At 71.8% G+C, this 23,614-nt stretch carries 22 protein-coding genes; 15 read left to right on the top strand and 7 right to left on the bottom strand.

From position 1 onward, the window contains the following. The first annotated feature begins 24 nt into the window (after window positions 1-24). The 4 genes from ABZS37_RS24185 to serA all read left to right on the top strand — a co-directional run bounded on the left by ABZS37_RS24185 (window position 25) and on the right by serA (window position 5,696). Window positions 25-1,911, top strand: a complete 1,887-nt coding sequence (locus ABZS37_RS24185; protein ID WP_355172405.1) for an acetolactate synthase large subunit — start codon at window positions 25-27, stop codon at window positions 1,909-1,911. A gap of 81 nt (window positions 1,912-1,992) precedes the next feature. Further along, window positions 1,993-2,511: an acetolactate synthase small subunit gene (gene ilvN, locus ABZS37_RS24180; RefSeq protein ID WP_354997090.1), complete on the top strand. Its 519-nt coding sequence runs from the start codon at window positions 1,993-1,995 to the stop codon at window positions 2,509-2,511. Window positions 2,512-2,602: 91 nt separating this feature from the next. Beyond that, the gene (gene ilvC / locus ABZS37_RS24175) at window positions 2,603-3,616 is read left to right on the top strand and encodes a ketol-acid reductoisomerase (RefSeq protein WP_355172403.1); all 1,014 of its coding nucleotides are present in this window, start codon (window positions 2,603-2,605) and stop codon (window positions 3,614-3,616) included. Between the two features lie 481 nt (window positions 3,617-4,097). After that, window positions 4,098-5,696 carry a phosphoglycerate dehydrogenase gene (serA, locus tag ABZS37_RS24170; RefSeq protein ID WP_355172401.1) on the top strand — a complete coding sequence of 533 codons (1,599 nt, stop codon included), beginning with the start codon at window positions 4,098-4,100 and terminating at the stop codon, window positions 5,694-5,696. Between the two features lie 73 nt (window positions 5,697-5,769). Here the strand turns inward: serA and ABZS37_RS24165 are convergent, their stop codons facing one another. Together ABZS37_RS24165 and ABZS37_RS24160 are read right to left on the bottom strand one after the other, a co-directional pair. Continuing rightward, on the bottom strand, window positions 5,770-6,126 hold the full coding sequence (locus ABZS37_RS24165) for a hypothetical protein (protein ID WP_355172399.1): 357 nt from the start codon (window positions 6,124-6,126) through the stop codon (window positions 5,770-5,772). A gap of 384 nt (window positions 6,127-6,510) precedes the next feature. Continuing rightward, on the bottom strand, window positions 6,511-7,353 hold the full coding sequence (locus tag ABZS37_RS24160) for an FAD:protein FMN transferase (RefSeq protein WP_355172397.1): 843 nt from the start codon (window positions 7,351-7,353) through the stop codon (window positions 6,511-6,513). Between the two features lie 224 nt (window positions 7,354-7,577). Between ABZS37_RS24160 and ABZS37_RS24155 the strand changes: the two genes are divergently transcribed. Together ABZS37_RS24155 and ABZS37_RS24150 are read left to right on the top strand one after the other, a co-directional pair. Next, window positions 7,578-8,609: a 3-isopropylmalate dehydrogenase gene (locus tag ABZS37_RS24155; RefSeq protein ID WP_354997095.1), complete on the top strand. Its 1,032-nt coding sequence runs from the start codon at window positions 7,578-7,580 to the stop codon at window positions 8,607-8,609. Window positions 8,610-8,771: 162 nt separating this feature from the next. Beyond that, window positions 8,772-9,869, top strand: coding sequence for a branched-chain amino acid aminotransferase (locus ABZS37_RS24150; RefSeq protein ID WP_355172395.1), 1,098 nt, complete (start codon window positions 8,772-8,774; stop codon window positions 9,867-9,869). Between the two features lie 239 nt (window positions 9,870-10,108). Here ABZS37_RS24150 and ABZS37_RS24145 read toward each other — a convergent pair whose 3' ends face one another. Together ABZS37_RS24145 and ABZS37_RS24140 are read right to left on the bottom strand one after the other, a co-directional pair. Next, window positions 10,109-10,849 (bottom strand): tyrosine-protein phosphatase, encoded by a 741-nt coding sequence (locus tag ABZS37_RS24145; protein WP_355172393.1) that lies wholly within the window; start codon window positions 10,847-10,849, stop codon window positions 10,109-10,111. 55 nt (window positions 10,850-10,904) lie between these two features. After that, window positions 10,905-11,363, bottom strand: a complete 459-nt coding sequence (locus ABZS37_RS24140) for a PRC-barrel domain containing protein (RefSeq protein WP_355172391.1) — start codon at window positions 11,361-11,363, stop codon at window positions 10,905-10,907. A gap of 324 nt (window positions 11,364-11,687) precedes the next feature. Between ABZS37_RS24140 and cimA the strand changes: the two genes are divergently transcribed. Next, window positions 11,688-13,271 carry a citramalate synthase gene (gene cimA, locus ABZS37_RS24135; RefSeq protein ID WP_355172389.1) on the top strand — a complete coding sequence of 528 codons (1,584 nt, stop codon included), beginning with the start codon at window positions 11,688-11,690 and terminating at the stop codon, window positions 13,269-13,271. Between the two features lie 93 nt (window positions 13,272-13,364). On the opposite strand, the gene ABZS37_RS24130 is transcribed toward cimA, so the two are convergent. Then, window positions 13,365-14,303, bottom strand: a complete 939-nt coding sequence (locus tag ABZS37_RS24130) for an endonuclease/exonuclease/phosphatase family protein (protein ID WP_355172463.1) — start codon at window positions 14,301-14,303, stop codon at window positions 13,365-13,367. A 412-nt stretch (window positions 14,304-14,715) separates the two neighbouring features. On the opposite strand from ABZS37_RS24130, the gene ABZS37_RS24125 reads away from it, so the two are divergent. From ABZS37_RS24125 to arfB, 7 genes are all read left to right on the top strand, one after another. Beyond that, window positions 14,716-15,219 carry a hypothetical protein gene (locus ABZS37_RS24125; protein ID WP_355172387.1) on the top strand — a complete coding sequence of 168 codons (504 nt, stop codon included), beginning with the start codon at window positions 14,716-14,718 and terminating at the stop codon, window positions 15,217-15,219. A 300-nt stretch (window positions 15,220-15,519) separates the two neighbouring features. Then, window positions 15,520-16,569, top strand: coding sequence for a MoxR family ATPase (locus ABZS37_RS24120; protein ID WP_355172385.1), 1,050 nt, complete (start codon window positions 15,520-15,522; stop codon window positions 16,567-16,569). Beyond that, complete coding sequence (locus ABZS37_RS24115) at window positions 16,566-17,591, top strand: DUF58 domain-containing protein (protein ID WP_355172383.1); 1,026 nt, start codon at window positions 16,566-16,568, stop codon at window positions 17,589-17,591. The genes ABZS37_RS24120 and ABZS37_RS24115 overlap by 4 nt, the downstream gene beginning before the upstream one ends. Beyond that, on the top strand, window positions 17,588-18,547 hold the full coding sequence (locus ABZS37_RS24110) for a VWA domain-containing protein (RefSeq protein ID WP_355172381.1): 960 nt from the start codon (window positions 17,588-17,590) through the stop codon (window positions 18,545-18,547). Before ABZS37_RS24115 ends, ABZS37_RS24110 begins: the two co-directional genes overlap by 4 nt. Window positions 18,548-18,585: 38 nt before the next feature. After that, entirely contained in the window at window positions 18,586-19,440 is an 855-nt protein-coding gene (locus tag ABZS37_RS24105) for a trypsin-like peptidase domain-containing protein (RefSeq protein WP_355172379.1), read from the top strand. 98 nt (window positions 19,441-19,538) lie between these two features. Further along, window positions 19,539-19,835: a hypothetical protein gene (locus ABZS37_RS24100; RefSeq protein WP_355172377.1), complete on the top strand. Its 297-nt coding sequence runs from the start codon at window positions 19,539-19,541 to the stop codon at window positions 19,833-19,835. Window positions 19,836-19,869: 34 nt separating this feature from the next. Continuing rightward, window positions 19,870-20,295, top strand: a complete 426-nt coding sequence (gene arfB, locus ABZS37_RS24095) for an alternative ribosome rescue aminoacyl-tRNA hydrolase ArfB (protein ID WP_355172375.1) — start codon at window positions 19,870-19,872, stop codon at window positions 20,293-20,295. A gap of 6 nt (window positions 20,296-20,301) precedes the next feature. Here the strand turns inward: arfB and ABZS37_RS24090 are convergent, their stop codons facing one another. Both ABZS37_RS24090 and ABZS37_RS24085 read right to left on the bottom strand, forming a co-directional pair. Further along, window positions 20,302-21,168, bottom strand: a complete 867-nt coding sequence (locus ABZS37_RS24090; protein WP_355172373.1) for a 3-methyladenine DNA glycosylase — start codon at window positions 21,166-21,168, stop codon at window positions 20,302-20,304. 35 nt (window positions 21,169-21,203) lie between these two features. Further along, entirely contained in the window at window positions 21,204-22,634 is a 1,431-nt protein-coding gene (locus ABZS37_RS24085) for a hypothetical protein (RefSeq protein WP_355172371.1), read from the bottom strand. A gap of 174 nt (window positions 22,635-22,808) precedes the next feature. Between ABZS37_RS24085 and ABZS37_RS24080 the strand changes: the two genes are divergently transcribed. Then, complete coding sequence (locus ABZS37_RS24080) at window positions 22,809-23,612, top strand: fumarylacetoacetate hydrolase family protein (protein ID WP_355172369.1); 804 nt, start codon at window positions 22,809-22,811, stop codon at window positions 23,610-23,612. Window positions 23,613-23,614 lie beyond the last annotated feature (2 nt).

Genomic DNA, 23,614 nt, shown 5'->3' with positions numbered 1-23,614 from the left:
CTCCAGCCGAAGGCCAGAACCGCCATGACGAAACCCACGCCCGAGACCCTCGCCCACACTGCCCGCCGGGCCCGCGCGGCCGCCGACCCGACCGCTGCCGCCGCCGACCCGACCGCCGCGCGCAGCGCGGCCACCCCGGCCGTCCCGGCGGTACGGCCCTCCGCTCCGGCCCAGGTCTCCGGGGCCGGCTCGCTTGTGCGGTCCCTTGAGGCGCTCGACGTCGACGTCGTCTTCGGCATCCCGGGCGGCGCGATCCTGCCGGCGTACGACCCGCTCTACGACTCTACCGTCCGGCACATCCTGGTGCGGCACGAGCAGGGCGCGGGGCACGCGGCGACCGGGTACGCGCAGGCCACCGGCAAGGTTGGCGTCTGCATGGCCACCTCCGGCCCGGGCGCGACGAACCTGGTCACCCCGATCGCCGACGCGTACATGGACTCGGTGGCGATGGTGGCGATCACCGGGCAGGTGGCCCGACCGTCGATCGGCACCGACGCCTTCCAGGAGGCGGACATCCAGGGCATCACCCTGCCGATCACCAAGCACAACTTCCTCGTCCAGAACGCCGAGGAGATCCCTCGCGTGCTGGCCGAGGCGTTCCACCTGGCCAGCAGCGGCCGACCCGGCCCGGTGCTGGTCGACATCCCCAAGGACGTGCTCCAGGCACCGACCACCTTCTCCTGGCCGCCCACCCTGGACCTGCCCGGTTACCGGCCCACCCTGCACCCGCACGGCAAGCAGATCCGGGAGGCGGCGCGGCTGATGACCGCGGCCCGCAGGCCGGTGCTCTACGTTGGCGGCGGGGTGCTCAAGGCCGGTGCCACCGACGGGCTGCGCCGGCTGGCCGAGCTGACCGGCATCCCGGTCGTCACCACGCTGATGGCGCTCGGCGCGTTCCCCGACTCGCATCAGCAGCACCTGGGGATGCCCGGCATGCACGGCACCGTCGCCGCGGTCTACGGCCTGCAGAAGGCGGATCTGATCGTCGCGCTGGGTGCGCGGTTCGACGACCGGGTCACCGGCAAGCTGGACTCGTTCGCCCCGGACGCGACAGTGGTGCACGCGGACATCGACCCGGCGGAGATCGGCAAGAACCGGCACGTGGACGTGCCGATCGTCGGAGACGCCAAGCACGTCATCGACGAGCTGATCGCCGCGGTGACCGTCGAGCGGTCGGCGGGGCACACCACCGACCTGGGCGACTGGTGGACTCAGCTGGACGACCTGCGCAACCGCTACCCGCTGGGCTACGACGAGCCGGCGGACGGCACGCTCTCCCCGCAGTACGTGATCAAGCGCCTGGGCGAGATCGTCGGCCCCGACGCGATCTTCGTGGCGGGGGTGGGCCAGCACCAGATGTGGGCGTCCCAGTTCATCTCCTACGAGAAGCCGTACACCTGGTTGAACTCTGGCGGCCTCGGCACGATGGGCTACGCGGTGCCGGCGGCGATGGGCGCCAAGGTCGGCAAGCCGGACACGGTGGTCTGGGCGGTGGACGGTGACGGCTGCTTCCAGATGACCAACCAGGAGCTGGCCACCTGCGCGTTGGAGGGCATCCCGGTCAAGATCGCCGTCATCAACAACGGCAATCTCGGCATGGTCCGGCAGTGGCAGACGCTGTTCTACAACGAGCGCTACTCCAACACCGAGCTCGGCACCCACAAGCACCGCATTCCCGATTTCGTCAAGCTCGCCGAGGCCCTGGGCTGTGTCGGGCTGCGCTGCGAGAACGCCGCCGACGTGGACAAGACCATCGCCGCCGCCATGGAGATCAACGACGCCCCGGTGGTGATCGACTTCGTGGTCGGCAAGGACGCGATGGTCTGGCCGATGGTCGCCGCCGGCACCAGCAACGACGAGATCATGTTCGCCCGCGACGTCCGCCCGGCCTTCGACGAGGATGACATCTGATATGAGTGAGCACAGCGAACGGATCAGCAAGCTCAGCCTTGCGCATGGTCAGGGAACGACCGAGCGAAGCGAGGTCGTTGCATGACCATGCACACCCTCTCCGTGCTCGTGGAGAACAAGCCCGGCGTGCTCGCCCGCGTCTCCGGCCTGTTCTCCCGGCGCGGGTTCAACATCGACAGCCTCGCCGTGGGCGAGACCGAGAACCCGGACGTCTCCCGGATCACCATCGTGGTCAACGCGGAGTCGTCCCCGTTGGAGCAGGTCACCAAGCAGCTCAACAAGCTGGTCAACGTGCTCAAGATCGTTGAGCTGGATCCGCAGGTCTCGGTTGCCCGGGAGTTGCTGCTGGTGAAGGTTCGCGCCGACCGGGTCACGCGATCCCAGGTGCTGGAGACCGTCAACCTGTTCCGCGCCCGGGTGGTGGACGTCGCACCGGACACGCTGACCATCGAGGCCACCGGCACCCCGGACAAGCTCGACGCGCTCCTCCGTGATCTCGAACCCTTCGGCATCAAGGAAATGGTCCAGTCCGGGCTGGTGGCGATCGGGCGCGGCTCGCGTTCGATCACCGCCGGTCCCGCGCTTCGGGCCGCCGCCTGATCCGCGTCCGCTCCGCCCCGGCGGTCGGCCCGAACCCATCCACACAGACCACGACGGGCCTCCCCGGCCGTCGTACGAAAGGGAATTTCTCATGAGCGTTGAGGTGTACTACGACGACGATGCCGACCTCGGCCTGATCCAGGCCAAGAAGGTCGCGGTGATCGGCTACGGCAGCCAGGGCCATGCCCACGCGTTGTCGCTGCGTGACTCCGGCGTCGACGTGGTGATCGGTCTGCCGGAGGGCTCGAAGAGCCGCCCCAAGGCCGAGGAGCAGGGCCTGCGGGTGCTCACGCCGGCGCAGGCCGCCGCCGAGGCCGATGTGATCATGGTGCTCGCACCGGACACCGCCCAGCGCGCCCTCTACACCGAGTCGATCGCCCCGCACCTCGCCCCCGGCAAGGCGATCTTCTTCGGCCACGGCTTCAACATCCGGTACGGCCTGATCAAGCCGCCGCCCGAGGTGGACGTGGCGATGGTCGCGCCGAAGGGCCCCGGCCACCTGGTCCGCCGCCAGTACGCCGACGGCAAGGGTGTGCCCTGTCTCGTCGCCGTCGAGCAGGACGCCAGCGGCAACGCGCTCGCGCTCGCCCTCGCGTACGCCAAGGGGATCGGCGGCACCCGCGCCGGTGCGATCAAGACCACCTTCACCGAGGAGACCGAGACCGACCTCTTCGGCGAGCAGGCGGTGCTCTGCGGTGGTGCCGCAGCCCTGGTGCAGACCGGTTTCGAGGTGCTCACCGAGGCGGGCTACGCCCCGGAGGTCGCCTACTTCGAGTGCCTGCACGAGCTGAAGCTGATCGTCGACCTCATGTACGAGGGCGGCATCGCGAAGATGCGCTACAGCATCTCCGACACCGCCGAGTACGGCGACCTCTCCCGTGGCCCGCGCATCATCGACTCCCGGGTCAAGGATGAGATGCGCAAGATCCTGGGCGAGATCCAGTCCGGCGAGTTCGCCCGCGAGTGGGTCGCCGAGGACGAGGCCGGCCGGCCCAACTTCACCAAGTGGCAGGCCGAGGGTGCGGCGCACCCGATCGAGGAGACCGGCAAGAAGCTGCGCGGCATGATGAGCTGGGTCGACCGCCCGATCACCGAGACCGCCTGACGTTGCGGCGCGACCGCCCGGCCGTCCAGACACGGCCGGGCGGTCGCGTTCTCATCACTCGCGCTCGATCACGCTGGCCTCGTCGGTGGCCAGCGTCAGCGCCTGGGCCCACCTGGTGGGATCGGGTGACCAACGCCTCGGCCAGGATCGGACCGGACCGCGTGAGATCGACGCGGGTCAGCTTTCGGAGCAGCGTGACGCGTACGGCGAGCGACACGAGTGGCTCCTCCCGAAGGGCTGTGCCTCCGGTTCCGAGGGGCCAGGGCAACCATGTCGGTCAGGTGAACGGCCGGTGTCCGTTGTCCGAGCCGGCGTGTGAGGGCCCTCACCCCGCAGACCGGGACATGCCGACCAGCGAGGCCCCTACGATCGCGGGTAGGTGCGCAGCCGGCACCTGACGGCCACGGCACGGATCAGCGCAGGGCGCAGTGCGGCGCCCTGCCGCCCCGGCCGATCGCAAACACGACCTCTACGAGGACCGATGAATCCAGTCGTACTGATCGCCGAAGAACTCGCCCCCGCCGCCATCGAGGTGCTCGCCCACGACTTCGACGTCCGTCACGTCGACGGCACCGACCGTCCGGCTCTGCTCTCGGCGCTCTCCGAGGCCGACGCCGTCATCGTGCGCAGCGCGACCCAGATCGACGCCGAGGCGGTCGCCGCCGCGCCGCGACTCAAGGTGGTCGCCCGGGCGGGCATCGGGCTGGACAACGTCGAGGTTCCGGCCGCCACCGCGCGGGGCGTCATGGTCGTCAACGCGCCCACCTCCAACATCGTCTCCGCCGCCGAGCAGGCCGTCGCACTGCTGCTCGCCGTTGCCCGTAACACCGCGAGCGCCAGTTCCGCGCTCAAGGCGGGCGAGTGGAAGCGGTCGAAGTACACCGGCGTCGAGGTGCAGGGCAAGACCGTCGGCGTGGTGGGTCTCGGTCGGATCGGGGTGCTCTTCGCGTCTCGCATCGCGGCGTTCGGCACCCGGCTGATCGCGTACGACCCGTACATCCAGCCGGCCCGTGCGGCGCAGCTCGGCGTCCGCCTGGTCGGGCTGGAGGAGTTGCTGCGGGAGAGCGACTTCATCTCCATCCACCTGCCGAAGACGCCGGAGACGGTGGGCCTGATCGGTGAGAAGGAGCTGGCGATCGTCAAGCCAGGCGTTCGCATCATCAACGCCGCTCGTGGTGGGCTGGTCGACGAGCAGGCGCTGGCGAACGCGATCGCCGAGGGTCGGGTCGCCGGCGCCGGCGTCGACGTGTACAGCAAGGAGCCGTGCACCTCGTCGCCGCTGTTCGCCTTCGACAACGTGGTGGCCACCCCGCACCTGGGTGCCTCCACCCACGAGGCGCAGGACAAGGCCGGCCTCGCCGTGGCCAGGAGCGTCAAGCTGGCGTTGCAGGGCGAGTTCGTCCCGGACGCGGTCAACGTGCAGGCCGGTGGCGTGGTCGCCGAGGACGTCCGGCCGCTGCTGCCGCTGGCGGAGAAGCTCGGCAGGGCGTTCACCGCAGTCGCCGGTGGGGTCGCCGCCAGCGTCACGGTCGAGGTCCGGGGCGAGATCGTCAGCCACGACGTGTCCGTGCTCAAGCTCGCCGCCACCAAGGGCCTCTTCAGCTCCGTGGTCGAGGAGCAGGTCACCTACGTCAACGCCCCGCACCTGGCCGCCGAGCGTGGTGTCGAGGTCAACCTGGCCAGCCTGGCCGAGACTTCGGAGCAGCCCACCCTGGTCACGGTGCGCGGCGCGCTACCGGACGGCCGCACGGTCAGCGTCTCCGGCACGGTCACCCACTCCGGCACTCGGGACGTCCTGAAGCTGACCGAGGTGGACGGCTTCGACGTGGAGATTGGCGCGGAGGGCATCCTGCTCTTCCTGCGCTACGCCGACCGGCCCGGCGTCGTCGGCATCGTCGGCACCCTGCTCGGCGAGTCGGGCATCAACATCGCCGCGATGCAGGTGGCCCGGCGCGAGGCGGGCGGCGAGACGCTGATGACGCTCACCGTCGACCAGGCGCTCGGCGCCGACCTGCTCACCTCGGCCGCCGACTCGATCGGCGCCACGGCGGCCAGCGCCGCCGACCTGCGCGACGAGTAGTCAACGGCAAGCACCATGGGGGCCCGGCGATCCGCTGGGCCCCTTGTCGTACCCCGGGGTGGGTTGAGGTCGGTCAGCCGGGCAGGCGGGTCGGGGGCGGGTAGACCGAGCCGTCCTGCGGGTCGAAGAGCATCAGCCCGTGCGCGCCGGCCAGCCGCTCGATGTCCAGCAGCACCTGGTCCGCGCAGGTCGGGTGCAGGTTCAGCTCGACATGGTCGTGGGCGGCGTGCAGTGGGGCCACCGCCCACGGGCTGCCCGGGCCGGGATGACGGTCCGGATAGGAGGCGGTGATCGCCCGGTAGAAGCTGACCACCCGCGGGTCCGGGTAACGATCCACGTGTCGCCCTTGTCGGCAACCGTTGACCGCTGTCCGCACGTCCTCGGGCGTCGCCCCGTCGTCCAGGGCCCACACGCTCAGATCGAAACTCACGGCGGATAGCGTGCCATCCGCCGTTCACCATGTCGAAACGGCCTCGCCGCCGGTCAACCGCCGAGCCCCCAAGGCTCCGATGACGACAGTCCGCTGTGGAGACTCTTGCGTCGAGTTGCGTCGATTCGCTAGCGTACGCACTGCGGTCACTGGCCGAGTTCGAGGCGCCGGCCCGTCTTCGGGTGGCGCGGTCGACGTCCGGCCCGACCGGTCCGCACCCCTCGATTGTGCGAGCCACGCGCACTCGTCGCTGACCGGCCCCCATGGTCGTTGCCGAGACCGTGGGGGCCGATCGCAGGCCCGACCGGCCGTCCGAGGGGCGGCCGAGGTGCGAAACGGGCCGGAGCGCCGCGGGGAAGCGGGCTCGGTGCGACGACGTCCCGCTCAGCGCCGGTGAGCGAAGAGCGCGCGATAGTCGGAGTTGCCACGGAACCACGCCAGGCCCGTCGGGCCGGCGGCGTAGAGCGCGGTGGCGTAGCCGTCGGCGATCGTGAGGTCGGGGCCCACGACGGTGGCGGCGACGAGATGGTCGGCCGGCTCGCCGGTGTGCGGGTCCACCACGTGTCCCTGCCGCCCGGTGACCCCGGAGGTGCCGACCGCGCCAGCGGTCATCTCCAACACCAGCGGTGCGCGCTCGGGTGCGGTCGGGTGGTGCACCGCGACCCGCCAGGGCCCGCCGTGCGGTGCGTGGCCGCGGACGACCAGGTCAGCTCCGGCGAGTACGGCGTAGTCGTGGATGCCGGCGGCGCGGAGCCTCTCGGCGGCGCGTTCCACCGCCCAGCCGCCGAGCAGACCGCCCGGGTCGAAGCCGCCGGGCACCGCCCAGGCGTCGAACCACCCGTCGGTGGCGGCGCGCATGGCCGTGCAGCGGTCCACCAGGTCGGCGAGAGGGGGGTACGAGTCAGGGCTGATCTCGCCCCGACGCAGCCGGGAGACCAGGCTCTCCGGGCGGTTGGGGCCGTAGGTGAGGTCGATCGCGCGCAGCTCAGCGACGCTGTCCCGCAGTGCCTCGCCCACACCCCGGCGGCCGAGCCACTCGGGGGCGTTCAGGAGGAGGGTGTACTCGCCGGTCGCGGTGCGTACGGTGTGCTGCACCGCGATCCGGCCCTCGGCGGCACCGGCCGGGTCGATTCGGTGCCGGCGGCTGCCGAGTCGAAGGTCCGGCCGGCGGTTGCGGAACGCGGATGTGTCCGGCCAGCGGGTCCGCGGCTGCTCGTCGATGCGCATGGCATCTGCCCCCTCGCAGTTGGCGCCGCGTCGTCGCGACCCCGGTCAGCAGGCCCCGTGACCCGCTGACCACCACGGTATGCAGCGGAGATGACCACCTCATGAGTCTTGGCTGTGAGGGTGCTGTGCATCCGCCCGTCCCAAATTCTGGACGCCGCATACCGGGAGGCGGGACGGCAACGTACCGTTGCCCGGACGGAACCGTTGAGCAGAGGAGTGCGGTCGTGGCGCGGATCGCGGTGGTGGCCGGGGACGGCATCGGGCCCGAGGTGGTCGCGCAGGCCCGCAAGGTCCTCGACGCGGTGCTGCCCGGCGTGCAGGCCACCGAGTACGACCTCGGCGCCGCCCGCTGGCACCGTACCGGAGAGGTGCTGCCCGACTCGGTGCTGGCCGAGCTGGCCGGGCACGACGCGATCCTGCTCGGCGCGGTCGGTGACCCGACCGTTCCGCCGGGTGTGCTCGAGCGGGGGCTGCTGCTCAAGCTCCGCTTCGCCTTCGACCAGTACGTCAACCTGCGCCCGTCCCGGCTCTGGCCCGGGGTCGCCGGCCCGCTGGGCAACGTGAAGCCGGGCGAGGTCGACCTCGTGGTGGTACGCGAGGGCACCGAAGGGCTGTACGCCGGCGCCGGTGGCTCGCTGCACCGTGACACCCCCGCCGAGGTCGCCACCGAGGAGAGCCTCAACACCCGGCACGGCGTGGAGCGGGTGATCCGCGACGCGTTCGCCCGTGCCGACCGCCGGGAGCGCCGCAAGGTGACCCTGGTGCACAAGACCAACGTCCTCACCCACGCCGGGTCGCTCTGGGCGCGCACCTTCGACGCGGTCGCCGCCGAGCACCCGGACGTCGCCACCGAGTACCAGCACGTCGACGCGGCTGCCATGTTCCTGGTCACCCAGCCGCAGCGCTACGACGTGGTGGTCACCGACAACCTCTTCGGCGACATCCTCACCGACATCGCCGCCGCCGTCACCGGCGGGATCGGGTTGGCCGCCAGTGGCTGCATCAACCCCGAGGGGGCGTACCCCTCGATGTTCGAGCCCGTGCACGGCTCGGCACCGGACATCGCCGGGCAGGGCATCGCCGACCCGGTCGCCGCGGTGCTCTCCGCCGCGCTGCTGCTGGAGCAACTCGGGCACCCCGAGGCCGCGGCCCGGGTCAACGCGGCGGTCGCCGCCGAGCTGGCCAGCCGGACTCCAGGCGTAACCCTGCGTACCGAAGAGGTCGGCGACCGACTCGCCGCCCACGCCGTAGCCTGACCGTCCCGGCCCGAGTGGCGACCGTCCCGGCGTCGGTCTGGGCGGGCGCTCCGCGCCGCCCGAGCGGCGCTACCCGCTGAACGACCGTTCGGGGTAAGTTTCTGGCACAGCCATGTCGGTGTGCGGTTCCGCATGCCGTTGTCCCGCAGGGAGGTCAGCGCGATGAGCGGTGGTGACAAGCTCGACTTCGAGATCCGTCCGAATCCCGCGCCGGTATCCGCCGCCGATCGGGCCGCCCTGCTGGCCAACCCCGGGTTCGGCCGCGTCTTCACCGACCACATGATCACCGTCCGCTACGCCGACGGTAAGGGTTGGTACGACGCCCGGGTGGAGGCGCGCGGGCCGATCCCGATGGACCCGGCCAGCGCGGTGCTGCACTACGCGCAGGAGATCTTCGAAGGGCTGAAGGCATACCGGACGGCCGACGGTGGCGTGACGATGTTCCGGCCGGAAGCCAACGCCGCCCGCTTCGCCACCTCGGCGCAGCGGATGGCGATGCCGGTGCTGCCGCCCGAGGTGTTCGTCGACTCACTGCACAAGCTCATCGAGATCGACCAGGAGTGGATCCCCACCGGTGAGGACGGCAGCCTCTACCTGCGGCCGTTCATGTTCGCCAGCGAGGTCTTCCTCGGCGTCCGCCCCGCCAACGAATACCTCTACATGGTGATCGCCTCGCCAGTCGGGGCGTACTTCACCGGCGGGGTCAAGCCGGTCACCGTCTGGGTCTCTCCGGACTACACCCGCGCCGCGCCCGGCGGCACCGGCGCGGCCAAGTGCGGCGGCAACTACGCCGCGTCGCTGGCGGCCCAGGCGGAGGCCATCGAGGCCGGCTGCGACCAGGTCGTCTTCCTGGACGCCGTGGAGCGCCGGTTCGTCGACGAGTTGGGCGGCATGAACGTCTTCTTCGTCTACGACGACGACACGGTGGTCACCCCGCCGTTGACCGGAACGATCCTGCCGGGCATCACCCGCGACGCCATCCTCGCGCTGGCCGAGGCGGCCGGGCACCGGGTCGAGGAGCGTCCGGTCAGCTTCACCGATTGGCAGGCCGACGCTGCCAGCGGTCGCCTCCGGGAGGTGTTCGCCTGCGGCACCGCCGCGGTGATCACCCCGATCGGTGGGGTCAAGTTCCCGGACGGCGAGTTCCTGATCGGCGGCGGCGAGCCCGGCCGCGTCACCATGGCACTACGCCAACAGTTGGTCGACATCCAAAGAGGCAAGACCCCCGACCCGCACAGCTGGGTCCAAAGAGTCCTCTAACCCCCACCCCACCCCTCTCGCCCTCCCCCTACCCCTCCCTCCTCGCCCTCCCCCCACCCCCTCTCGCCGTCGATCTAGGGCATATCGTCGTGGATGGAGATCCACTGGCAGCGATATGCCCTAGATCGACGGGGTCGGGTGCGACGGGGTCGGGCGAGACGAGGTCGGGTGCGACGGGGTCGGGTGCGACGGGGTCGGGCGAGACGAGGTCGGGTGCGACGGGGTCGGGTGCGACGGGGTTAGGTGAGCAGGTGGTCGCGGAGGGCGGCGAGTTGCTCGTCCGTGACTCCTGCTTGGTTTAGGTACGCCTCGACTGAGCCGTGGCCCTCGCGTAGCTCGTCGAGGAAGATCTGCATCGCCTCGGCGGGGGAGGCCAGGAACGGTGCCGGCACGTTCACCACGCCCACGGTGGTAGTGGCCAGCCAGGCGCTGTATCGGGCCGACGCCTCGCTGCTGAGCGCGTAGTCCGCGACGATGTCCGCGTCATCGACGCCGAGCACGGCGAGGGTCAGCGCGCAGACGATGCCGGTGCGGTCCTTGCCGGCGACGCAGTGCACCACCGCCGGGGCGTTGGCGGAGTCGGCGATCAGCCCGACCGCCTCGGCCAGCCCGGCGGTGCCGGTCTGTGCCAGGTCGGCGTAGCGGTCGGCGAGGTATCGGGCCAGGCTGGAGCCCTCCTCGTGCGGCGTACCCGCCCAGTCGGCGTGCTCGGGGTGGATGTGCCGGTAGGTCAGCCCCTGGTAGGCCGGCACCCGGCCGTCCCGCTCCACTTCAGCGGGGCGGCGCAGGTCGATGACGGTGCGGATGCCGATCGCGGCGAACGCGTCCCGGTCCTGCTCGGTGAGGCGGTGCAGCGAGTCGGAGCGGTAGAGCCGGCCCTGGCGTACGGGGCGGTCGCCGTGGCCGAGGTAGCCACCGACGTCGCGGAAGTTGAAGGTGGCGGGCAACGAGATCTGGCGGCTGTCGTCGATGGCGTCCACGTTCACACGGTAACGGCCGGTGGGGCGGCGCCCCACCGGCCGTCGGGCCGAACAGTTACCGTGCCGTGCCGGGCGGGAGCGCCCCGTACGTCTCGTCGTAGTAGCCGCCCAGCCGATCCCGGTAGCTCGGGTCGCTGTGGCTGGTCTCGTCGTACTCCGGGGCGGCCTTGATCTGGTCCCGGGTCCGGTCGACGGAAACGGCGCGTTGGTCGTGGTCGACCTGGTTGACGGTGCCGGCCGGCAGCATCACCTTCTTGCCGAAGATCCAGGGGCCGGTGTCCACGACCAGGTAGCTGCCGTCCACCTCGTGGCTGGCGCTGTCGATCTTGCCGATTCCACCGTCGGTCGCCTCAACCTTGTAGCCGACCAGGTCAGCATCGGCCACCCCGGCGTGGTCCCGGTAGCGCCAGGGGTCGAACGTGCCGGCCGGCGCGCCGCCGGGCACAGCGCCCTGGTCGCCGCCGCGCAGCGGGTCCGGCCCGGCGTGAGTGGCGTGCGGATCGATCCTGTCCATGCCGTTCACTCCTGACTGTCGCCGATCGTCTCGGCGTAGGTGGGTGCGTCCCCGCAGGAGCTACCCGGCCTGCGGGGTCCGGAAACGGCGACGGGTCGACGCCGCGGGGTGCGGCAACGACCCATCGGGGCGTACCGGCGTCGGGCTCGTCGTCCCGCCATGTGGATTATTCCTCCCACATACGGGGGAGGGGTGGCACAGTAGCGTTCGTGACCAGCACCTTCCTGATTATTGCGACCTAGCGCGCCGGCCCTCCCCTCCGCCGAGCGCGCAGACCTCCCGCATCCGCGGGGGGTCTTTTTGTTGCTCCGAGAAAGGATCCTGATGACGTTCCAGGTCTACGACACGACGTTGCGCGACGGCGCCCAGCGCGAAGGGCTCACCTACTCGGTGGTCGACAAGCTGGCGGTGGCCCGGCTGCTCGACGAGTTCGGCGTCGGCTTCGTCGAGGGCGGCTGGCCGGGCGCGGTGCCCAAGGACACCGAGTTCTTCCGCCGGGCACGCACCGAGCTGGACCTGCGGCACGCCGTCCTGGTCGCGTTCGGCGCCACTCGCAAGGCCGGTGTCGCGGTCGCTGACGACCCCCAGGTGCGCGCCCTGCTGGACGCGCAGACCCCGGCGGTGGCGCTGGTCGCCAAGGCCGACACCCGCCACGTCGAGCGCGCGCTGCGCACCACCGGCGCGGAGAACCTGGCCATGATCCACGACACCGTCAGCCACCTCGTCCGCGAGGGCCGACGGGTCTTCGTCGACGGCGAACACTTCTTCGACGGCTACCGGCACGACCCCGCGTACGGCGCGGCCGTGGTTCAGACCGCGCTGGCCGCCGGAGCCGAGCGGATGGTGCTCTGCGACACCAACGGCGGCATGCTGCCGTCCCAGGTGACCGCCGTGATCGCCGACCTGACCGACAAGCTGGGGCTCGACCCCGGGCTGCTCGGCATGCACGCCCAGAACGACACCGCCTGCGCCGTGGCCAACACGATCGCCGCCGTGGAGGCGGGCGTCCGCCACGTTCAGGGCACCGCCAACGGGTACGGCGAGCGCCCGGGCAACGCCGACATCTTCGCGGTCGTCGCCAACCTTCAACTCAAGCTGGGCATGCCCGTCCTACCGGAGGGCTGCCTGGCGCAGATGGTGCGGGTCTCGCACGCCATCGCCGAGATCGCCAACATCGCCCCCGACACCCACCAGGCGTACGCCGGGGCCGCGGCCTTCGCTCACAAGGCGGGGCTGCACGCGAGCGCGATCAAGGTGGACCCGTTGCTCTACAACCACGTGGACCCGTCGGTGGTGGGCAACGACATGCGGATCCTGGTGACCGAGATGGCCGGCCGGGCCAGCGTCGAGCTCAAGAGTCGCGAGCTCGGCCTGGACCTGGCCGGCAGTCCGGAGGCGCTGACCCGGGTCACCAAGCGGGTCAAGGAGCTGGAGGCGGGTGGCTGGTCCTTCGAGGCCGCGGACGCCTCCTTCGAGCTGCTGGTCCGCTCCGAGCTGCCGGAGGGGGGTCCGGCCCGACCGTTCACTCTGGAGTCGTACCGGGTGTTGGTCGAGCACCGCGAGGACGGCGCGGTGGTCTCCGAGGCGACCGTCAAGATCCGGGTACGCGGTGAGCGGGTGATCGCCACCGCCGAGGGCAACGGCCCGGTCAACGCGCTCGACGAGGCGCTGCGGGTGGGGCTGGCCCGGCACTACCCACAGCTGCGCCACTTCGAGCTGGCCGACTACAAGGTGCGCATCCTGGAAGGCAGCCACGGCACCGGCGCGGTGACCCGAGTGCTCCTGGAGACCGCTGACGGTGCCGGCCGCGACTGGACCACCGTGGGCGTGCACCCCAACGTCGTCGAAGCCAGCTGGCACGCCCTCATCGACGCCCTCACCTACGGCCTGGCCCCCACCCCCGTCTAACCCCGCCCCGCCCCGCGATCTTGCACTTACTGTCGCCCGTACGCGGCTTTTGCACCCGATGCCGGGGCAGTAAGTGCAAGATCGCCGAAGGGTTCAGGGGGTGGGCAGGCTGAGGGTGGCCAGGACGGGGCGGTGGTCGCTGCCGGGTAGGGCGAGCACCCGTACCGAGCGGACCGCGATGCGGCGGTCGACCAGGACGTGGTCGATGGTGACCGGCGGGATGAGGTCGCCGTCGTACGGGCCCCAGGTGCCGGTCAACCCCTCCCCGGCGGCGTCGGCGGCGTCGACGTAGCCGGTGCGCAGCAGTGCTCGCAGCGGGCTGTGGTCGAGGGTGGCGTTGAAGTCCCCGGCGAGGATCTGCAGGCCACCGTCCGGGGTGGCGGGTGGCTGTGCGGTCAGGTCTTCGCGCCAGGCGTCGACCTGGTCCAGCGCGTACGGCGCCGAGGGGTGCGCCGACTCGACGCGCACCGGTGGCGCACCGGGGACGGCCACCGTCCCGTACGCCTGACTGAAGCCCCACCCGCCGAGGTTGTGCCGGATGCCGGCGTCGGTGATGGGCCATCGCGAGTAGACCCCGGACCCGGGCGTCCCGATCTGCGGGTTGAGCTGTCGGTGGGGCAGCAGCCGGTCGAGGCCGAGTCGGTCCAGGGCGGCCTGCGCGTCCGGGGTGAACTCCTGCACGGTGAGCACATCCACCTCGTGCCGCCGGACCAGGTCGACCAGCGTCCGCGCGTCGCCGACGCCGGCGAGCAGGTTGGCGGTGAGCAGTCGCACGGTAGGGCCGGCCGCCACCGGCTGCGGGGCGGCCAGCGCTCGGGGTGCGACGGCGCCGAGCAACGCCACCGCCGCCAAGGCCGCGACCGCCGCCGGCCACCAGCGCCGCAGGGCGAGCGCGAGGGCCAGGGCCAGCACACTGAAGCCCGCGGCGTACGGAGTGAAGGCGAGCGCCTGCACCAACGGCCCCCGGTCCAGGCCGGCCAGCCGGACGGCGGCCCAGGCTGTCGCTGGGACCACCACCAACCAGCAGAGCACTGTGCCGAGCCGGGCGCCGCAGCGTCGGGTCGGAGCGGGTGGCGCAGGAGGAGCGGGCGGCGCGTCGACGATCACGGCGGTCAGCCTAGCGGAACGGTCAGCACCATTTCATGAATGGTGATGCGCTCACATTTCACAATTATCTGACGGCTGACCAACAGGTCGTTAAAGCGAGATCAACTATTGACGCTCGGCTTTTTCCGGTGCTACGTTCCACCTGGCCTAAACGACGCAACTCTGAGTAGTAAGCCCAGCTCAGACCGGATCTAGATCGTTGAGAAATCAACCTCACCAGGTGCGCGTGGGAATTCTTCTTCCGGTCTCATTGTCGTCGTCCACCTATTTATAGGCAGTCATCCGTCCCGCCCCGCGGGTCGGCCGAATCCGCACGGTCACACAAGGGGGACCTGTCATGAAAACATCCTTCCGACGCAAGGTGGCAGCGATTTCGTTCGCCGTTCTGGCGCTCAGCCTGGCCGGTGGGGGCATCGCCGTCGCACAGCCGTCGGCGAAGGCGCCGCAGGAGGCCGTCCAGCCTGCGGCACGCGGCACGAACGCCCAGCCGCCGGTCACCGCCGAGTCGGCACGCAAGGCGAAGGCCGCGCTGAAGGCCAACTCGACGCTCGTCGCCAGCACCAACATCGTCGTCGTCAACGCCAACGGCACCAAGGCGCGTGGCGTCGGCACCGTGATCAAGTACGGTGCCGGCCAGTACGAGGTCCAGTTCGGTCAGAACGTCACCGTCGGTGTCTACGTGGCCACCATCGGCCGCGGTGACGCCTGCTGTGTCCCGCCGTCCGGCGAGATCTCGGTCGCGCCCCGGCTGAGCACGCCGAACGCGGTCTTCATCCAGACCCGCAACTCGGCCGGCACCCCGACCGACCTGGGCTTCCACCTGGTTGTCCACCTCCCCTGACCGACTCGACGCCCGGCCCCCGCGTCTCGTGCGCGGGGGCCGCGCAGTGTCCGGCTGCCGCTGTCCCGATCGTTGGCAGCTGTGCGACCCGACACGCCGAGCGCCGTCCCGCTGGGCTGCCAACGATCGGCGGGCCTCGCCGCCGTACCGGGGCGGCGACTCGTGTCGGCTCGCGTTGGCCGTGTCGACTCGTGCCGATCGTCACCCGTACGCGCGGCTCATCCCTGTTCGGGTCACCTCGGGCCGGTCCGGGCCGCACAATCCGACGTTTGCCGGGCACCTGCCCGGGAAGCAAGCACCGTGACGGACATCTCGGACACCCTGGCCAGCCAGCCCAGCTCGGTCGATCCCGAGCCGACCGGCGTCGAGCTGGAACAGACCCTCTTCGAGGTCAAACGCGTGATCGTCGGGCAGGATCGCCTCGTCGAACGCCTGCTCACCGCCTTGGTCGCCAACGGGCACTGCCTCCTGGAGGGTGTACCCGGCGTGGCGAAGACGCTGGCCGCGCAGACCCTCGCCACCGTGGTCGGCGGAACCTTCTCGCGGATCCAGTTCACCCCGGACCTGGTCCCCTCCGACATCGTCGGTACCCGGATCTACCGGGCCTCGAAGGAGACCTTCGACATCGAGCTGGGCCCGATCATGGCCAACCTGGTGCTGGCCGACGAGATCAACCGAGCCCCGGCCAAGGTCCAGTCGGCGCTGCTGGAGGCGATGGCCGAACGGCAGGTCTCGATCGGCGGGCGCAGTTGGCCCGTCCCGGAGCCGTTCCTGGTGCTGGCCACCCAGAACCCGATCGAGTCCGAGGGGGTCTACCAGCTCCCGGAGGCGCAACGCGACAGGTTCCTGATGAAGGTGGTGGTCGACTACCCCAGCGACGCCGACGAACTGGCGATCCTCTACCGGATGAGCACCGACCGGCCGAGCCCGCGCCGGGTGCTCGACGCGGAACGGCTGCGGGACCTCCAGGCCCACGCCGAGAGGGTCTTCGTTCACCACGCGTTGGCCGAGTACGTGGTGCGGCTGATCCTCGCCACCCGTGACCCGGGCCGGTTCGGGCTGCCCGAGATCGCCCCGCTGCTGGCGTACGGGGCCAGCCCACGGGCCACCCTGGGCCTGGTGGCGGCCGCCCGGGCACAGGCACTGCTGCGCGGGCGGGAGTACGTGCTGCCCGAGGACGTCCGCGACCTGGCCGTGGACGTCCTCGCCCATCGGCTGGTGCTCTCCTTCGACGCGGTGGCCGACGGCGTGTCGGCCGAGAGCGTGGTCCGTCGGCTTGTGGAGGCGGTGCCACCGCCCCGGCTGGCCACCGGGCACCCGCAGCAGATCCAGGACCTGGCGGCGGCATGAGGCGTACGAGCACAGCGCCGGTCGCCGCGCCAGCCGACCCCGGCCTGGCCGAGCTGACCCCGGACCAACGGCTGCGCCGCCTGGAGCTGACCGTCACGCGCCGACTGAATGGCCTGCTGCAGGGCCAGTACCGTGGCCTGCTGCCCGGGCCGGGCAGCGAACCCGCCGGCAGCCGTGAGTACCGGCCGGGCGAGGACGAGGTCCGTCGGATGGACTGGGCGGTGACCGCCCGTACCGCCGTGCCGCACGTCCGGCAGGTCGACGCCGACCGGGAACTGACCACGTGGCTGCTGGTCGACGGCAGCGCCAGCATGGAGTTCGGCACCGCCGAGTTGGACAAGCGGGAGTTGGCGGTGGCCGCCGTCGCGGCGGTCGGTTTCCTGACGGCGGGCGTCGGCAACCGCCTCGGTGCCCAGGTGCTGCGTGCCGACGGGGTACGCCGATTCCCGGCCCGCAGCGGGCGTACCCATCTGTTTGCTCTGCTCCGCGCGCTGCTCGCGTCCCCGCGCGCCACCGCGCCCGACGATCGGCCGGGGCGCGAGTCGATGGCCAGGCCGCCGGATCTGGCGGACGGGCTCGACGCGTTGCAGCGGATCGCCAACCGCCGTGGGCTGGTCGTGGTGGTCTCCGACTTCCTCGACGGGCTGCCCGACCATCCTGACCAGCCGGCGCCCTGGGAACGGACCCTGCGCCGGCTGGCCGCCCGGCACCAGGTGCTGGCGATCGAGGTGACCGACCCGCGTGAGCTGGAGCTGCCGGACGTCGGCCTGATCACGCTCGTCGACCCGGAGACCGGCCGCCGCCGCGAGGTGTGCACATCGGACCGGCGGCTGCGCGAGCGGTACGCCGAGGCCGCCGCCGCCCAGCGCGATCAGGTCCATCAGGCGTTGCGCCGCAGCGGGGCCACCCACCTGGCGCTGCGCACCGACGGGGACTGGAGCGCGGACATCGTCCGGCACGTGCACGCCCAGCGTCGGCTGGCCGCCGCGCCGGCCGGTCAACGACGGGGAGGTGCCGCGTGATCTGGCAGTCGCCGCTGCGACTCTGGCTGCTGCTCGGCGTGCTCGCCCTGGTCGTCGCGTACCTCGTGATGCAGCGCGGACGCAGCCGGTACGCGGTCCGCTTCACCAACCTGCGGCTGCTGGACCGGGTGGCGCCCGAGCGGCCCGCCTGGCGTCGGCACGTCCCGGCCGGGCTCTTCCTGGCCATGATGGCGCTGCTCGTGGTCGGCTTCGCCCGCCCCAGCGCCGAGGTTCAGGTGCCTCGGGAACGCGCCACGGTGATGGTGGCGGTGGACGTGTCCACGTCGATGCTCGCCACCGACGTGGAACCGGACCGGCTGGCCGCCGCCAAGCAGGCGGCCCGGCGTTTCGTCGAGGGACTGCCCGACGAGTTCAACGTGGGTCTCGTCGCCTTCGCGGGCAGCGCGGCCGTGCTGGTGCCGCCGGGCACCGACCGGGACGCCCTCGAGGAGGGCATCGGCCGGCTCGCCGAGGGGATCACCGGCGTGCAGGGCACCGCGATCGGCGAGGCCATCAACACGTCGCTCGGCGCGGTCCGGAGCCTGGACAGCGAGGCCGCGAAGGAACCGCCACCGGCCCGGATCATCCTGCTCTCCGACGGTGCCAACACGTCCGGGATGGACCCGATGGAGGCGGCGGCGGAGGCGGTGACGGCGGAGGTGCCGGTGCACGCCATCTCCTTCGGCACACCCTCCGGGTTCGTGGACCGAGGTGGACGGCCCATCCAGGTGCCGGTCGACGGGCAGACCCTCAAGGCGGTCGCCGAGGAGACCGGCGGGATGTTCCACGAGGCCAGCACCACCGATGAGCTGCGCGCCGTCTACGACGACATCGGCAGCTCGGTCGGCTACCGCACCGAGCGGCAGGACGTCTCGGCCCGGTTCATCGGCCTCGGACTGGTGTTCGCCATGGGTGCCGCGGCCGGCTCGATGCGCTGGTTCTCCCGGCTGCCCTGAACGCCGCGCACAACTGACGTCGACCGTGAGGAGTACGCATGGCAGTGCAGACCGGACTGGGCGAACCGCGCGGTCCCTGGTTCATCTCACCGGAACTCGACCCGGACGGGCGCGGGTGGTGGGGCGCGCCCGAGCGTGACCCGGGCGGGCGACGGCCTCGGCGGCTGCTCGCCGCGCTGGCCCTGGTGGCGGTCTCCGCCGTCTCGGGCGCCGTCGCCGGTGGCGTGGTCGCCGGACGGGACGGGGCTTCGGGCCCGGCTGCGGCGTCCGCCGCCCCGGTGCCGGCCGAGCTGGTCACCGCGGCCGAGCGGACCGTACCCGGGGTGGTGTCGGTGCTGGCCGGCGGTGCGAACGGCGGGTCCGCGACCGGGTCGGGGTTCGCCGTGGACGACCAGCAGCACCTGATCACCAACGATCACATTCTGGCCAAGGGGGGTGGCGGGCCGGTGACCGTGGAGCTGCCCGACGGCCGCCGGTTCGCCGCCGAGGTGGTCGGCCGGGAGCCGCGCAGCGACCTGGCGGTGCTGAAGGTGCCGGCATCGGCCGGTCTCACCCCGTTGCCGCTGGCCAAGCCGGGCGCGACCCGGGTCGGTGAGCCGGTGCTCGCGGTGGGCTCGCCGCTCGGTCTGGCTGGGACGGTCACCGCGGGCATCGTCAGCGCGTTGGACCGCCAGGTACGGCTGGGCGACAACCGGCACAGTGCGGTGCAGACCGACGCGTCCATCAACCCCGGCAACTCGGGTGGGCCACTGGTGAACGCCCGCGGGGAGGTGGTCGGGGTGAACACCGCCATCGCCACCATCGACGGAAACGGATCGATTGGTATCGGGTTCGCCATTCCGATCGAACAGGTGCAGCAGACCGCCGACACGATCATCGGCAAGGGCGGCTGAGCTGCCCGAACGCCCTTACGGGGGCTTCCACTGTCAGATATCCGGCCAGACGGCATCGGACCATGGAAATATTACGCTCGGTATGGATACTGGCGGAGGTGGAGCGTCCTCTTCTCACGGTCCTCCTGCTGGTGGGCCTGATCATCGGATGTGCAGTGGGGTCGGCGTACGCCCGGGCACGACGCGGGTGGACCGATTACCAGACCGTCAAGAAATCGGTGCCGGGCGTCCGTCGAGGCGCCTGGTCGCTGATCCGCGGGGTCGCCGTGAAGGCCGGGGTGATCGCGCTGCTGCTCTTCGGCGCGGTGGCGTACGCCGCGGTCGGCTCCGACGATGAGACCGCCGGGCCGGCGCCCAGCCCGTCTCCGACGCAGAGCGAGCCCTCGCACCGATGACCCCCGGCGGGTCGTCGCGGGTTAGCCTCGGAGTGTGGACGACGGACTGCGGGTGACCGACCGGTGGGTCGTTCCCGCCGGGGAGCTGCGGGAGCGCTTCTCCCGCTCGTCGGGTCCGGGTGGGCAGGGCGTGAACACCGCAGACTCCCGGGTCGAGTTGAGCTACGACCTGGCCAACTCGCCGGCCGTGCCCGAGTGGCTGCGGTCGCGGGCGCTGGCCCGGCTGGGCAACCGCCTGGTCGACGGGGTGCTGACGATCGCCGCCAGCGAGCACCGGGCCCAGCTGGCCAATCGGGAGGCGGCCCGCGCACGGATGACCGCGCTGCTGCGTGAGGCCGCCGCACCCCCACCGCCGACCCGGCGGGCGACCCGCCCGTCCCGTGGGGCCAAGGAGCGTCGGCTGGCCGAGAAGAAGCGCCAGTCCCAGCGCAAGCGGGACCGCCGCACCGACGACGACTGACCCGGCTCAGGCCGGGAGGGCGGCGAGCAGCCGGTCGCGCAGCACAGCGGCCCGGTCGGCGAACGCGCGCTGCGCCACCGCGTACTCCGCCCGCCCTTCCGGAGTCTCCACCCGCACCGGCGGATAGCCGAGCGCCGCCAGGTCGTACGGGCTGGCCCGCATGTCCAGCGTGCGGATCTCCCTGGCCAGGTCGAACGTGTCGGCCACCAGCTCCGAGGTGACCAGCGGGGACACCTTGTACGCCCACTTGTAGAGATCCATGTTGGCGTGCAGGCAACCCGGCTGCTCGTGTGCGTGCTGCGTCTCCCGGGTCGGGGTGAGCAGGTTCAACGGCCGGGCCGGCGGTGTGAAGAACCGGAACGCGTCGAAGTGGCTGCACCGCACGCCCCGCTCCTCGACGACCGCGGCGGTCCGCTCCGGGGTCAGCCGCAGCGGCCAGGCGTTGTGCCGCAGCTCGTCGCGGGTCTGCCGGTAGACCATCGCCCACTCGTGCATCCCGAAGCAGCCGAAGTGCGCCGCCCGCCCGGCAGTGGCCGCCAGCAGCGAGCGGATCCACGCGATCGACTCGCCGCGCCGCGCGCGTACCGCCTCGGTGTCGAGGGTGACCCCGGCGGTGGTGGCGCGGTAGTCCCGGCCGAACTCGGCCGGGTCGGCGTCACGCAGCTCGACCCCGGCCCCCGGATGCCAGCGACGCAGCTGGGCCGGGCGGTGCGAGTAGTAGGAGAACAGGAAGTCGGCCACCGGATGCCGCTCACCGCGCCGTCGGCGGGCCAGGTGCGGGGTCAACCAGACGTCCACCCGCTCCTCGTGGGCGCGCCGGCGGGCGTGCCACTCCGCCACGTCGAGCACGGCAGGGGCGAGGGCGGCGGTCACGCACCCCAGGGTACGACCGCCGCCCGCCCCGCCGGTCAGGGCATGTGCACCCGGACACCGGCCGAGAACACCCCGCTGCGCAGCTCCAACTGCTGGGGCGGGTCCCGCCCGTCGACGGTGAAGACCAGCGGGAGCACCATCCGAGTGCCCGCCGCCATCGGGTCGGCGAAGACGTCCCGACCCAGGTTGGCCGCTCGCGTGGCCGGCTCGTCGGTGCTCACCCAGCGCCCGCCGGGCAGGTACGCCCGTTGCAGTTGACTGTGCCAGGGCTGGTGGTCGCCGGTGATGTTGCGCACACCCACGGTGGCCTCGCAGCGTCGACCGTTGGCCGGTGGCGCACTGCCGCCGGCCTTGCCGGCGGTGCCGGGCGCGCCGCAGGACATCCGGTACACGGTGAACTCGAACGCCGACTCGCGCAGCGGCACGCCCACCGGCCCGGTGACCCCGGTGCCCATCCACGCGCCGCTGGTGGGCTGCTTCTGCGTGTCGATCTCCGACACCTGCCGGGTCGCCGTCCATCCCGCGGTGCCGACGATGCCGGCCAGCACCACCACGGCCGCACCCACCAACAACCACACCGGCGGGGTACGCCGACGCCTCACCGGGTTCGGGGCTGCCGGGCGGGGATAGATCGTCCCGCGGCCACTGTCGGGCCCGCCGCTGGTCGCCAGTGCGGCAGCCGTCAACCGACGCCCGCGCCTACGTCGCCACACCCACACCAGAGCGGCGCTGATCAACAGCAGGATCACCAACCCGCCGAGCAACACCGGGTACCGGCGCCAGGGCGGCGCCTCGGTGATCTCCGCCGCCGGTGCCGCCGCGGCCATCCAGGTGGCCGTGGCGCAGTCGTACGGCCGGCTGCCGTCACTGGTGAACGCGCACGTCGGCGCGGTCAGCGGCTGGCCAGGCGCGGTCGCGGCGAGGGCGGTGCCCAGCGTGGTGGTGCTGTGTGCCGGCAGCCGCAACCGCCAGGTCACCTCCGTGGTGGACCCCCCAGCCCGGCCGGACTGGCCGCCGCCGCTGATCGCGGTCGGCGACGAGCCGGGCGGCAGCTCCTGGCGCACGGTGGTGTCGATCGGGGCGTTGCCCACGTTGCGCACCTGGATCCGATATCTCGGCGCCGGGCTGCTCTCCGGGGCGACCGCCACCGTGACCTGTTGCGGGGGTGCCGAGGCCGGCGCCCGGGAGGGCGGTGCCATCGCCGGTGGCGCCGATGGCGGGGTGGGCTCCGCGGTCACCCGTGCGACCACCGCGACCGGTGACTGAGCCGCCGTGGACGGCATGGCGGTCGGCCCGGCCGCTGTGGGCTGCGGTGTGGCCGTGGGTGGTCGTGGTGTGGCGACCGGTGGTCGTGGCACGGCCGCCGCCTCCGGGGCCGCCGCCGGCAGGGCCGGCACGGCCGCGAGGATACCGAGGCAGTGCACAAACACTGCGAGGGCTCTGTGGTGTCGTGTCGATGCAGGCATACGAACGAACCTCCGGAGCCGACGCTAGGGGCGGGCTGCCTCCGTGCGGGTACGAAGTCGGGAAGCGCGCCCCGGTCACCCCCAGCCCCGGTAGGGTGCCGCGCGCTGACGGGTTGAGCACACCCGACGGCCGGTCCTGGCCGGTGAGGGTGTCGGCGGGGCTAGATTGGCCAGGTGCGTATCGCTCGTTTTGCCCATGCCAAGGGAATGTCGTTCGGTGCCGTCGAAGGCGAACCGGAGGCCGGGCCGCAGGGCCTGACCATCGCCGAGATCGAGGGCCACCCGTTCGGCAAACTGTCCTTCAGTGGGGCCCGTTGGGCCCTCTCCGACGTTCGGCTGCTCTCGCCGATCCTGCCCAGCAAGGTCGTCTGCGTCGGTCGCAACTACGCCGACCACGCCGCCGAACTCGGCAACGACGTGCCCAAGGAGCCGCTGCTCTTCCTCAAGCCGTCCACCTCGGTGATCGGCCCCCGGGACGCCATCCGGCTGCCGATCTTCTCCAAGCAGGTCGAGCACGAGGCGGAGCTGGCGGTCGTGATCGGGGCTCCGGGCGCGCGCCGGGCCGACCGGGCCGCCGCCGAACGCGCCATCTTCGGCTACACCTGCGCCAACGACGTCACGGCTCGGGACCTCCAGCGCTCGGACGGGCAGTGGACCCGGGCCAAGGGCTTCGACTCGTTCTGCCCCATCGGCCCGTGGATCACCACCGGTCTGGACGTCTCCGACCTTGAGATCCGGTGTGAGGTGGGTCGCAACCCGGAGGACATGGAGGTACGCCAGCTCGGCCGGACGAAGGACATGGTCTTCGACGTGGCCGGCCTGGTGTCGTACATCTCGCACGTGATGACGTTGCTGCCCGGCGACGTCGTGCTCACCGGAACTCCGGCGGGGGTTAGCCCTCTCGTCGAGGGGGATACGGTCACCGTGCGGATCGAGGGCATCGGCGAGCTCACCAACCCGGTGGTGCCCGTCGCCTGATC

This window comes from Micromonospora sp. NPDC005413 (assembly GCF_040606435.1).
In the GTDB taxonomy this organism is placed as follows: domain Bacteria; phylum Actinomycetota; class Actinomycetes; order Mycobacteriales; family Micromonosporaceae; genus Micromonospora.
The sequence above is the reverse complement of the archived record's forward strand: the minus strand, read 5'-3'. Positions and strand labels throughout refer to the sequence as shown.

Bases quoted from the DNA above. Each gene is read 5' to 3' on its own strand.
- ABZS37_RS24185 (WP_355172405.1), top strand. From the start codon at position 25: ATGACGAAACCCACGCCCGAGACCCTCGCCCACACTGCCCGCCGGGCC.
- ilvN (WP_354997090.1), top strand. From the start codon at position 1,993: ATGACCATGCACACCCTCTCCGTGCTCGTGGAGAACAAGCCCGGCGTG.
- ilvC (WP_355172403.1), top strand. From the start codon at position 2,603: ATGAGCGTTGAGGTGTACTACGACGACGATGCCGACCTCGGCCTGATC.
- serA (WP_355172401.1), top strand. From the start codon at position 4,098: ATGAATCCAGTCGTACTGATCGCCGAAGAACTCGCCCCCGCCGCCATC.
- ABZS37_RS24160 (WP_355172397.1), bottom strand. From the start codon at position 7,353: ATGCGCATCGACGAGCAGCCGCGGACCCGCTGGCCGGACACATCCGCG.
- ABZS37_RS24150 (WP_355172395.1), top strand. From the start codon at position 8,772: ATGAGCGGTGGTGACAAGCTCGACTTCGAGATCCGTCCGAATCCCGCG.
- ABZS37_RS24140 (WP_355172391.1), bottom strand. From the start codon at position 11,363: ATGGACAGGATCGATCCGCACGCCACTCACGCCGGGCCGGACCCGCTG.
- cimA (WP_355172389.1), top strand. From the start codon at position 11,688: ATGACGTTCCAGGTCTACGACACGACGTTGCGCGACGGCGCCCAGCGC.
- ABZS37_RS24125 (WP_355172387.1), top strand. From the start codon at position 14,716: ATGAAAACATCCTTCCGACGCAAGGTGGCAGCGATTTCGTTCGCCGTT.
- ABZS37_RS24115 (WP_355172383.1), top strand. From the start codon at position 16,566: ATGAGGCGTACGAGCACAGCGCCGGTCGCCGCGCCAGCCGACCCCGGC.
- ABZS37_RS24105 (WP_355172379.1), top strand. From the start codon at position 18,586: ATGGCAGTGCAGACCGGACTGGGCGAACCGCGCGGTCCCTGGTTCATC.
- ABZS37_RS24085 (WP_355172371.1), bottom strand. From the start codon at position 22,634: ATGCCTGCATCGACACGACACCACAGAGCCCTCGCAGTGTTTGTGCAC.